At 69.6% G+C, this 11066-nt stretch carries 10 protein-coding genes; 3 read left to right on the forward strand and 7 right to left on the reverse strand.

Annotated features, from left to right (window positions below):
* The first annotated feature begins 368 nt into the window (after nucleotides 1–368).
* The gene (locus AB0C29_RS16745) at nucleotides 369–1088 is read left to right on the forward strand and encodes a pectate lyase (protein ID WP_360821058.1); all 720 of its coding nucleotides are present in this window, start codon (nucleotides 369–371) and stop codon (nucleotides 1086–1088) included.
* Nucleotides 1089–1170: 82 nt separating this feature from the next.
* Here the strand turns inward: AB0C29_RS16745 and AB0C29_RS16750 are convergent, their stop codons facing one another.
* On the reverse strand, nucleotides 1171–1677 hold the full coding sequence (locus AB0C29_RS16750; protein ID WP_360821060.1) for a hypothetical protein: 507 nt from the start codon (nucleotides 1675–1677) through the stop codon (nucleotides 1171–1173).
* A gap of 267 nt (nucleotides 1678–1944) precedes the next feature.
* Here AB0C29_RS16750 and AB0C29_RS16755 point away from each other — a divergent pair, with 267 nt between their 5' ends.
* Both AB0C29_RS16755 and AB0C29_RS16760 read left to right on the forward strand, forming a co-directional pair.
* Nucleotides 1945–2487 carry a hypothetical protein gene (locus tag AB0C29_RS16755; RefSeq protein WP_360821061.1) on the forward strand — a complete coding sequence of 181 codons (543 nt, stop codon included), beginning with the start codon at nucleotides 1945–1947 and terminating at the stop codon, nucleotides 2485–2487.
* A gap of 99 nt (nucleotides 2488–2586) precedes the next feature.
* Nucleotides 2587–4143: a lysyl oxidase family protein gene (locus tag AB0C29_RS16760; protein ID WP_360821062.1), complete on the forward strand. Its 1557-nt coding sequence runs from the start codon at nucleotides 2587–2589 to the stop codon at nucleotides 4141–4143.
* Between the two features lie 32 nt (nucleotides 4144–4175).
* Here AB0C29_RS16760 and AB0C29_RS16765 read toward each other — a convergent pair whose 3' ends face one another.
* From AB0C29_RS16765 to AB0C29_RS16790, 6 genes are all read right to left on the reverse strand, one after another.
* Nucleotides 4176–5537 carry an HDOD domain-containing protein gene (locus tag AB0C29_RS16765; protein WP_360821064.1) on the reverse strand — a complete coding sequence of 454 codons (1362 nt, stop codon included), beginning with the start codon at nucleotides 5535–5537 and terminating at the stop codon, nucleotides 4176–4178.
* A 266-nt stretch (nucleotides 5538–5803) separates the two neighbouring features.
* The gene (locus AB0C29_RS16770; protein WP_360821066.1) at nucleotides 5804–6826 is read right to left on the reverse strand and encodes a hypothetical protein; all 1023 of its coding nucleotides are present in this window, start codon (nucleotides 6824–6826) and stop codon (nucleotides 5804–5806) included.
* The gene (locus AB0C29_RS16775; protein WP_360821067.1) at nucleotides 6826–7635 is read right to left on the reverse strand and encodes an ABC transporter ATP-binding protein; all 810 of its coding nucleotides are present in this window, start codon (nucleotides 7633–7635) and stop codon (nucleotides 6826–6828) included. The genes AB0C29_RS16770 and AB0C29_RS16775 overlap by 1 nt, the downstream gene beginning before the upstream one ends.
* Nucleotides 7632–8324, reverse strand: a complete 693-nt coding sequence (locus tag AB0C29_RS16780) for an ABC transporter permease (protein WP_360821069.1) — start codon at nucleotides 8322–8324, stop codon at nucleotides 7632–7634. The genes AB0C29_RS16775 and AB0C29_RS16780 overlap by 4 nt, the downstream gene beginning before the upstream one ends.
* Before the next feature lie 140 nt (nucleotides 8325–8464).
* A complete protein-coding gene (locus AB0C29_RS16785; protein WP_360821071.1) occupies nucleotides 8465–9478 on the reverse strand; it encodes an ABC transporter substrate-binding protein in 1014 nt (337 codons plus the stop codon).
* Between the two features lie 29 nt (nucleotides 9479–9507).
* Nucleotides 9508–11066 (reverse strand): acyltransferase domain-containing protein (locus AB0C29_RS16790; protein ID WP_360821073.1); only part of this gene is annotated, 1559 nt, incomplete at its 5' end.

The raw sequence follows: 11066 nt of genomic DNA on the forward strand, positions 1-11066 counted from the left end.
TGCCCGGCCACCCCGACCGGGTCGCGGTCAAGCGTCAGGCGCGCGAGCTGCTCGCCCCGTTGCCGCTCGCCCCCGCCGCCGCCGGGTCGCTGCTGACCGAACGGCACTAGACGAGCCCGCCCGAACTGCCTGGCAACCTTCCGCGGCCGGATAGCCACTACAGATTGCCGGGAGTGCGAAGGCCGGCAACCACCCCAATCCTGCAACAAAGCTGCAAACCATATTCATTGACGTGTATCGATTGGCGTGTCAGGTTGGAGAAGTCCTCCCCCGATACCGTCGGCATCCTCCGCACGAACCCGTGAGCTGCGATGACGACGGTTCCGTCCGCCTTCATCGAAGGCGGAGGCTCTGCGAAAGGTCCCCTCATGAAAAGACCCCGCATACTCATCGGTGCCGCAGTTCTGGCCGCAGCCATGGCCGGCTCTGTTGCGACGGTGGGCCTGGCGTCAGCCGCCACGGACGTGAAAGTCACCGCGTCGATCAAGGTCAGCGGCACTTTCGACGGCGGCGGCAAGCGCTACATCGGCTCCGGCGCCCTCGGCAGCGGCGGCCAGAACGAGGGCCAGGACCCGATCTTCGACCTGGCCGCCGGGGCCACCCTGAAGAACGTCATCCTGGGCGCCCCGTCCGCCGACGGCGTCCACTGCGCCGGTAGCTGCAACCTCACCAACGTCGTCTGGCAGGACGTCGGCGAGGACGCCGCCACCTTCCGCGGCACCAACGCGACCGTCGTGATCGACGGCGGCAGCGCGGCGAGCGCATCGGACAAGGTGTTCCAGGACAACCGCGGTGCCGGCGGGTCGGTGACCATCAAGAACTTCAAGGTCTCCAACTTCGGCAAGCTCTACCGCTCCTGCGGCAACTGCTCCACCCAGGCCGCCCGCAAGGTGACCATCCAGAACGTCACCGCGACCAGCGGCAAGGTGATCGCCGGCGTCAACACCAACTACGGCGACGTCGCGACGCTGAAGGGCAACAACATCGGCAGTATCCCCACCTGCTGGCTGTACACCGGAAACAACACCGGCGCCGAACCGACCAAGACCGGCTCCGGCGCCAACGGCAGGAACTGCATCGTCTCCTGACGGTGGCGAAACGGCCCTCTGGCGTAGGCCAGGGGGCCGTTTCCTGCCGTTCGAGTGTGCCGGGCTGTGGCCGGTATCCCCGTCAGGAACGCGGCCGCACGTACAACCTGGCGGTGGTGGCGCGATGCGAGCGGTGCCCGCTGCACAAAGCGTCATCGCCGCCGCTGCCGGGGCTCGGGGTCCCGGCCGGCCGCTTGGTGTAGGACACGGACACCTGCAAGGTGATGAACCCGGCCGCGTCGGCATCGGGGGTCACCCGGAACGCGGTGTAGTCGAAATCGCCACCGGCCAGGTTCGCGCTGCGCGACAGCGACGTGTACGAGCCGGTGTTACTCGGATAGGTGAGCGCGGCGACGTCGTCGCCGGTGACGGTAACCCGCACATCGCACACATCCGAGCGCGACGTCCACCACGTCTTGACCCACTTCGCCACGCCGGCCCGTACCGTCGGCACGACGGCCTTGTCCACCAGACGCGGCCCGTCCTTCCCACCGGCCTGCACCGCACTCGCCGGCGCCGCCACGACACCCGCGGCGACCGCAAGCGCGGCCGCCGCGGCGGCAACCCGTGGAACCGTCTGTGACCTCATGTCCGCATCCCTTCCCGGTGGACCGGGCCGGCCGCGACGCCGTCAGCTACGGCGTCCGGCACATCCCCGGATCAACCGCGACGCTAGAGGCCCGAACCCCGGGCCGGTCCGCCGATGGCAGCAGAGCCACCCTTTCGGGTGGCCGGTGATCGCGGACCTGAGCCCCGGCGATTGCCGGGTGACGACCGGTCGAGGACGTGCTGATGAACCACCGACCAGGCCGGCCAAGCGCCCACGGGCTCGCCCTCGAGCCAATATCCTGAGGATGTGCATACCGTCCTCAGCAAGGGCAGCCGGTTGGATCCGGACGTCAAGCTCCCGGAGCACGCCGGCCTGACGATGGTCACCGGGGCGCCGGCGGAGCTGCTGTTGGCGCTGAGTCGCCCGCACGAGCTGGAAGTGCAGGCCGTCACCGCGGCCCCGACCCGGTTCGCGTGGATCGACGTCGGCGCTGCGGGGGTCCTGTTGTACCGCCTCGGCCCGGTGCTGCCCTGGGGGCAGGTGACCTTCCACCCCCATCTGGTCCCGGCCGAGGAGGGACCGGCCGGCGTCGACGGTACGCACGGGGTGCGGATCGTGCTGGTCGACCGGGACAGCAGGGTGGTCCGGGCGGTGCACCGGGTTCGCTGGCCGGCCGGCTTCGTGTCAGTGGTACGGGACTCGGTGGCCAGGATGCAGGAGACGCCGTACAACCGCCTGGCTCACCAGCATGCCGTTGCCGCGTTGCACCGCCGGTACCCGACACCCGAGGACCTGCTGGTCGACCGGGTCGACGCGCACTGCACCGCCGTACCGATCCGCGCGGGGTGACAAACGTGGGTTGACGGCCGAGTGTCCGCTAGCGGACGACGGCCCTACGCCTGGCGGGGGCGATGCTACGTTGGCCGAATGTAGCATCGAGGGGGATCTATGCACATTCGACGTCCACTGGCCGCCCTGACCACTACCGCACTGCTCGTTGTCGGCGTCGGGCCCGCCGTCGCAGCTGCCGCCGACGCTCAGCCGATCCTGACCTTCCGCTCCGCCACCGCGCATCCGGTGGCGCAACGGTTCGTCGACGGTGACTACATCTGGTTCGATCTCGATCTCGGCATCCATCTGGTCGCCGGGACGCAGCCTTTCGACATCCGGGCCAAGCGCAAGTCGTACGCGCAGCCGATCGTCGCCAAGCTCAACGGCACCCCGCTGCCGGCCGGCCTGTTCACGTCGTTCGGTGGCTTCGAGGACTTCACCTCGATCACCATCCGGGACGCCGCCGGCGCCGTGGTCCACGACTACACGACCGACTGGTGCCCGAACTCGGAACGCTCGGTGCGCAGCCGCCCGGACGGCCCGTCGCAGAACGCGTACCCGCTGGACTGCGGCTGGCAGGGCTACGGCGACGGCGGCAGCGGCAACCCGTTCCTGCTCGGTTCCGTCTGGGGCATCCCGGCCGGCTGGGCCACCCCGATCGAGACCGTCCCGCGCGGTGACGGAGCCTGGACCGGGCAACCGGAGATCGATCTGCCGGGCGGCGAATACCAGGTCACCGTACGGTTGAACGATCCGTACCGGGAATGGCTGGCCGTGCCCGCCGCGGACGCCACCGTGAACCTCGACCTGACCGTGGTCGACATCGGTGTGGGCCAGGCGTCGGCCCCAGCGGCGAAGCCGGGGGCCCGCACGGCCACCGAGGCCCACCAGCACGCCACGGCCGGCGATCCGGCAGCCCAGGTGACCGGTTACGACCCGCGCTTCCGGCCGCCCGCGAAGGTACCGGCGACCCTGGCCGCGGTGCCGGCGACCGGCCCGAAGCCCGATCTGCGCGCGCTGCCCGCCTGGGACATCGCCCTGCAGCAGGACACGGACGGCAAGGCGTACATCAACTTCGCCGCCACCGTCTGGAACGGCGGGACATCTCCGCTGGTGGTGGACGGCTTCCGCCGCACCGGCGAGGACGTCATGGACGCGTACCAGTACTTCTACGACGCCGCCGGCGCCGAAGTCGGGGCCCGGCTCGCCGGGACGATGCAGTGGGACGCCCGCGAAGGGCACCTGCACTGGCACTTCACCGACTTCGCCCAGTACAACCTGCTCGACTCCAGCCAGGACCTGGCCGTGCGCTCCGGCAAGGAGGCGTTCTGCCTCGCCAACACCGACCCGGTGGACTACACCATGCCGCTGGCCAAGTGGCGGCCGGGCAACACCAGCCTGGCCACCTCGTGCGGGCAGAACACGGCGGTGGCGGTGCGCGAGGTGCTCGACATCGGCAACGGCGACACCTACGGGCAGTACCTCCCGGGCCAGTCCTTCGAGGTCACCGACCTGCCCAACGGCACGTACTGGATCGAGGTCCGAGCCAACCCCGAGGAGCATCTGGCCGAACTGCGCACCGACAACAACGCCGCCCTGCGCAAGGTGATCCTGGGCGGCAAGCCCGGCGCGCGGACCCTGCGCGTGCCGGCCGTGCACGGCCTGGACGGCTGACCCGGGCCCCGCCTACCTGGTGTCCGAGCGGATCAACGGGACAGGTCGACCCGGCGCAGGGGTTGGTCGGCGAGGGCGCCGCTCACGGTGTGGGTGGACCAGCTCACCGCTGACAGGTAGATCTCCATCATGTCTTCGGCGTTGATGACCGCACCGGCGGTCGGCTGCCCTTGTTCGTAGGCGCGTACGGCGTGCAGGACCCGGCCGAGGTCTCCGGCTTCGGCGGTCAGTGCCGCAACGACGTCGTCGGCCAAGGGCAGCTCGGTGATCAGCTGTGCGGGGTGTTCGGCGAGCAGGTCCGCGATACCGGACAGCAGTCCCACCGTGAAGGCTGCGCCGCCGGACAAGCGGAGTCTCTCGGCGAGCAGTTGGCACAGCCGGGCCCTGATCAATGTCGACATCACCTGGTCTTCGGTGGCGTCGGTGAGGTCGCTGAACAGCATCAGCGTGACCCACTGCCGGATCGTCGCCGGACCGAGCAGGGTGGCGGCCTGAGCGACCGAGGAGACGCGTGCGGCGAGACCGGAGGCCGCGGAGTTGGTGGCCCGCAACAACCGGTAGGTGATCGCGGGGTCGCGGCTGATCAGCGACACGACCTCGTCGAAGTCGACCTCGTCGGCATTCAACGCGGCGATCAACTGCAGGCGGGCAGCGCGTGTGGGTGACATCGACGCGGTCGACAGCACGTGTGGGCGCCCGAGCACGTGGCCTTGAAAGAAGTCGAACCCCAGCTGCATGGCGTGCTGCAACTGCTCCTCGGTCTCCAGCCGTTCCGCCACCAACTGGATGTGGGGGTATCGGCGGCATTGCTCAACCGTCTCCGCCACGCCGGCCGGGTCGGCGTCCAGCATGTCCACCTTGACGTAGGTGGCCCAATCCAGGAGGCGCTCAGCTCCCGCGCCCCAGACGAAGTCGTCCAGCGCGATGGTGAAACCTCGCTCGACCAACGCCCGGGTCCCGTCGATGACCAGGTCGTCGACCTCGACGGTCTCCACGATCTCCAGAACGGCTTGGTCGGAGTCGAACGGCACGGGCAGTTCGCCGGTCAGGAACTCACGGGTGACGTTGACGAAGCAGGCCCTCGACCCGACCAGCTCGGTCAGGCCGAACTCGGTGAAGGCAGCCACGATCACCTGGCTGGTGGCCTGCGCGGTGCTCCGGGAGGCGCTCTGCGCTGCCGCTGAGTCGCGGAACAGCAGCTCGTAGGCGACCACGTCTCCGCTACGGTCGTAGATCGGCTGCCGCCCGACATGAATCCAGGAAGCCGGCTCGTCACTGGGGGCGGATACTTGCGTCACGGACGCAGAATAGCCCGAATAGGGATACACCCGCCGGAATAGGAAGTAAGTCCCCCAGCCGTTGTCACACGACGGTGTGCCGCAGGCAACGACCACGCCTCGACGTCATGCCGACCGGGTTCACCTTTCGGCTCGTTCCTCACAACGCTGACGAGTTCGGACGTCCCTGGGCGTCGGGGTCGATCCGGTCCCCAACGTGTGGCTGCGCGACCTGCGGACTGGCCAGCTCGAACTGATCTCCGCCGACTACTGCGGCGAGCCGTCGACCATGCTGAACTACCCCGCCGGCGGTGACGTGTCGGCAGATGGGCGCTTCGTCGCCCTCATCATCCGCGCCCCGGTGTTCCGTTCGGACACACTCATCAATTCTGACCGAGTACGCGAAGGGCGTTACCAGCCATGTGCTCAGCGATCTGTTGCTCGGTGAAGCCCTCGGCCCGTAACCATCCGGGCAGGTGGCGTGCGAGGTGGTCGTAACCGCGCCCGCCGAACCGGTGCAGCTGCGTCCTCGTGCACACGTCCTGTGAATGCAGCACCCGACGGTCGAGTCCGGCCTCCGCCAGCTGTACCAGCGCCCGTAACCGTTCACGATCCGTCGGCATCGGATCGTCGCCGTACGGGAACTCGTCACCCCAGATGTCGAACCCGATCGAGCAGCCGCGGCGCAGCAGCGTGATGAGCGGGCGCACATCACTCGCGGCGTTCACGTCGAGGTGGCACAGGACGATCCTGCTCGGATCCGCGCCGTGCCGCTCGAGGATGTCGAGGGCGGCAGTGGCTGCGGGCATCCACGGGTGCAGGTGGACGAAGATCAGCGCTCCGGTGGCGCCCTGGGCCGTGGCCGCCGCGGCCAGCGCCCGCTTCTCCAGCTCGGTGATCGGGCTGCTCGTGCCGATCTCTCCGATGACACCGGCCGGGTGCCGGTCATCGGTGAGGGCGCCGACGATCTCGTCCGCGAGCCGGTCGACGCTGTCGAGCCGGCGGGTCCCCGTCCAGGAAGCGTCGATGTAGCGCCCGCAGCCGATGATGATGTCGACACCGGTGAGTCGGGACAGCGCAGCGACACGTGCGGGATCGCGGCCGATGGTGTCCGGGGTGACGTCGATGACGAGCGGGCTGGGCGCCACTGCCGTCAGGTGCCGCAGTTCCGAGGCGATGAGGTCGGCGTCGTCCAGTACCAAGTTGTCGGGGCAGGCGAAAGGGTTGCGGCGCACATCCGCCAGCGTCGTGTCGCTGACCTTCTCCTGCTCCAACGCGGGGAAGAGCGGATCGTCCTGACTCAGCCAGCAGCGCAGATCGACGAAGAAGTGCTCGTGCGTCAGGACGATGTCGTATCTGGTGCCCAGTGCGGCGCCGAGCACGGTGCGGGGCTGCCAGGTCGTCATCACAGATCCGCCGCCGCAGCCGGCCCGTCGTAGATCCTCTCGTAGACCTGCCTCACCAGGCCGCGGTAGAGCTCGGATTCGCCCACTCGATGATCGCGCGGTCGCGGCAGACCCACCGTCAGGTCCAGCACGACCCGGCCCGGCCGGTCGGCCATCACGATGACGCGGTCCGACAGCAGGACCGCCTCGGCTATGTCATGGGTGACGAGCAGCGCCGTGGTGAGCTGGCGGCGCCACACCCGCTCGAGCAGTCCCTGCATCGACCGGCGGGTCAGCGCGTCCAGCGCGCCCAGGGGCTCGTCCATCAGCATCATCTTCGGCCGGGACGCGATCATGCGCGCGATGGCGACCCGTTGCTGCATCCCTCCGGACAACTCGTCGGGGTAAGCGTCGCCGTGACGGTCGAGCCCGACCTCATGGAGCAGATCCCGCGCCTGGTGCCGCCGTTCAGCGCGGGATCGGGCGGCATCGCCGATGCCGAAGGCGACGTTCTGCGCGGCGGTCAGCCATGGGAACAGCGAGTACTGCTGGAAGACCATGCCCCGTTCCCGGCCCGGGCCGGTGACCCGCCGGCCGTCGAGACGGATCCGCCCCGTGGTCGGACGGATGAGGCCGGCGACCGCATTCAGCAGTGTCGACTTTCCGCAGCCGGAGGTGCCCACGATGGACACGAACTGGCCCTCGGCCACTGACAGGGTGGTGGCGGCGAGGGCCATACCGCCGCTGTAGGTCACCGATACGTCGTCGAGCCGCAGATATGCCTCGTGGTCCAGGCCGGCCACCACGGTCGCGGCAGGTGGATTCGTCATGAGTTGACCTCCGCCGGGCGGAACAGGCGCCTACCGCCGTAGCGCAGTGCCTGGTCGGTGACGAGACCCAGCACACCCAGCACGAGGATGTAGCCGATGATCGTGTCGGTGGCCAGGTACCTCTGGGCGATCGTGATCCGGTAGCCCAGCCCGGAGGTTGCGGCGACCAGCTCCGCGACGACGAGCCACGTCCAGGCCCATCCGAGGCTGATACGCAAGGAGTCCCAGAGGCTCGGTGCGGCCGCACGCAGAACGATCCGGCGCAGGACGGCCATGCCGCCGAGCCCCAAGGTCTGTCCCACCAGCACGAGCTCGACGCGGACCCGCCGGACGTTGTCGGTGAACAGCAGGGCCTGCTGGAAGAAGGTGCCGATGAAGATGATCAAAAACTTCTGCGCGTCGCCGGTTCCGGCCCAGAGGATCGTCAGAGGTACGAACGCCACGACCGGCATGTACCGGATGAAGTCCAGCAGGGGCTCGAACAGCGCCGCCCACCGGCGTGACCGGCCCATCAGGATGCCCAGCGGTAGAGCCGCACAGGTGGCCAGCACGAAGCCACCCGTCACCCGGTAGATCGAGACGGTCAGGTCGCTCCAGAGCGTTCCGGCCCGGGCCAGGTCGATCAGGCGGTCACCGACCGCCATGGGTGCGGGAAGGAAGAGCGGATCGACCGTCTCCGTGGCGCTCACCCACCACCATCCGGCCAGGAGCACGACGAAGGTGCCGGCTGAGGCCGCAAGCCGCGTCGGATGGCGCTCGCCCCGCCGGCGAACCCGCGGTGCCGCCTGCACCGGGGCCGGTTCGAGGCCGGTCGTGGCAGCCGCCGGCGTCACGGGGTCCCCAGGAAAGTGCCGGTGACGATGCCGTCGAGCTCGACACCGGCCGGAAGGATCTGGGCAGCGGTGGCGACCCGGGCGACCTCCGGCAAGGTCTCGCGGGCGTACTTGCCGGTCAGATCGGCACGGTTCTCGGTCAGGCCGTAGTAGTCGATGCCGGCGAAGGCCGAGCGCAGCGTGGCCGGATCGGCGCCGATCGCCGTGGCGATGATGTCCTGGGACGGTGCCGGGCGCGCCTGGTACTCGGCCACGGCGGCGTCCCAGGTGCGGATGAGGGCGGCCACCTGCCCCGGCCGTTTCGTCAGCACCTCCCGGCGGATGACGAGCACGTCGGAGATCAATCCGGGTGAGCTCGCGGCGGTGACCAGTGATCGGCTGTCGGGGGCCTTGCTCCGGGCCTCGGAGATGTACGGCTCGTAGGTCACCGCCGCGTCGACGCGGCCGCCGATGAACGCGGCTCCGGCATCGGCGGCGGGCATCGGCACTCTGACGATGTCGTCGATGGCCAGGCCGCTCTGCTGCAACACGTGGCGGAGCAGGATGTCGCTGGTGGAACCCTCCTCATAGGCGATCTTCTTGCCCTTGAGGCCGGCCACGGTGGTGATCGCGGACCCGGTGAGCACAGCGTCGGCCTCCCGGCTGACGTCCTCGATCATGACGATCTTGACGTCGACGCCGCCGGCGATGAGGTTCAGCGCGGTGTGGGTGGACACGTTGGCACCGTCGACCCGTCCGCTGGCGAGCGCGGCGTTGACCTGGTCGTCGGTGCTGAGATTGACCTGTTCGAGATCCAGTCCGTACCGCGTGGTCAATCCCTTGCTCTCGGCGATGTGCCACGGTGCGTAACCGATCCAGGGCTGGGTGGCGAGCCGTACGACGCCGGGCTCGGGCGCTGACGGGATGCTGGTCGGCAGCGGTGCGCCGGCTTCCCCTGCCGCGGCGGTACAGGCCGCGACGAGCAGCACACTCGCGATGGCCGTTGCCCCGACTGCTCTTCTGGCGAACATGGCACGCTCCTTGATGGGGGTACAGGGACTCAGACCGCGGAGTCGGTCAAGCCGGTGCGCGGCAGCATCCCGAGCACCCCGCGCAATGTCGGATCGGTGAAGAACTGGCCGAGGGTCAGGGAGACCCCGAGGTCGGCCTGGATGCGGTTGACCATCTGCACGGCGAGCCAGGAATCGCCGCCGAGGGCGAAGAGGTCCGCGTCGGGTTCGACGTCGTCGATGCCGAGCAGCTCGTGCCAGATGGCGGCGGTGGCTGCCTCGATGCCACCGATGGCGGGTTCCGGCCCGCGTACGGCGGCGGCGACTGCCGGCTCCGGGCCCGCGGTGCCCAGCGCCATCGAGTGACGCGTACGCGCGAACGGGTAGGTCGGCAGCGGCACGGTGCGCAGCTCCGGACGGGTCTGGAGCGGAGCGCTGTCGTGACCCTGCACCCACAGGGTGGCCCGGGCGAGGGCGAAGGCCGCCTGGTCAGCGTCGGTGTCGTGGCTGCGAGGGTCGCGGAGTGACGGCACAGCGACCGGTGGCCGGCCGTCTCTGCCCGTCGTGGAGCGGGCGAGGGTGGACAGGCCGTACCCCGGTCCCACTTCCAGGAGCAGGTGGCCAGGGTCGCCGAGCAGATGACTCAGGCCGTCGGCGAACCGCACCGGGTGGCGGAGCTGGGTGGCCCAGTAGGCCGGATCGGTGGCCTGCGCGGCGGTGATCCAGGTGCCGGTGGCCCCGGACAGGAACGGGATCTGGGGCACGCGCAGCGTCGAGGTGCTCAGGTGCGCGGTGAACGGCGCCAGAATCGGGTCCATGGCGGCCGTGTGGAAGGCGTGCTGGGTGCGCAGCAGGCGGGTCGTGACGCCGCGCTGCTGGAGCACCTGCCGCACAGCCGCGATGGCTTCAGGCTCTCCGGCGGCCACGCAGGACTGCCCGCCGTTGACTGCGGCGATGCTGACGCCCTCATGGCCGAGATACGGCACGAGATCCTCTGCTGCCAGGGGCACCGAAAGCATGGCGCCTGGCGCCGTGCCACCCATCAGCTTCCCGCGGACGGCCACGACGGCCAGAGCCTGTTCCAGCGAGAAGACGCCGGACACACAGGCAGCGACATACTCGCCGAGGCTGTGCCCGATCATGGCGTCGGGCCGCACCCCGGCGGCCATCCAGGTCCGCGCCAGCGCGTACTCGACGGCGAACAGCGCCGGCTGGGTGAACGCGGTCCGGTGCAGCAGCTCGCCCGCGTGCTCCTCCCGGCCCGCCCGGGGATAAAGGATGGTGCGCAGGTCCTCGCCGAGGTGCGGGCGCAGCAGCCGGGCGCATTCGTCCAGCACGTCCCGGAACACCGGCGCGGTGTCGTAGAGCGATTCGGCCATGGTGAGGTGCTGAGAGCCTTGGCCGGGGAACATGAAGGCGATCGGCGGAGCGGCGGCGAGGCCGGAGACGACGGACCGAGGGTCCCCGGACCGCAGCGCAGCCGCGGCCGTCGCCGGGTCGGCGGTGACGACGGCCGTGCGGTGGGTCAGCGCGCGCCGGCCCCGCTCGAGCGAGGACGCGACGTAGGCCGCGGGCAGCTCAGGATGAACGTCGAGATGATCGGCGAGAC

The sequence above is a fragment of the Actinoplanes sp. NPDC048791 genome (assembly GCF_040650095.1).
Lineage (GTDB): Bacteria > Actinomycetota > Actinomycetes > Mycobacteriales > Micromonosporaceae > Actinoplanes.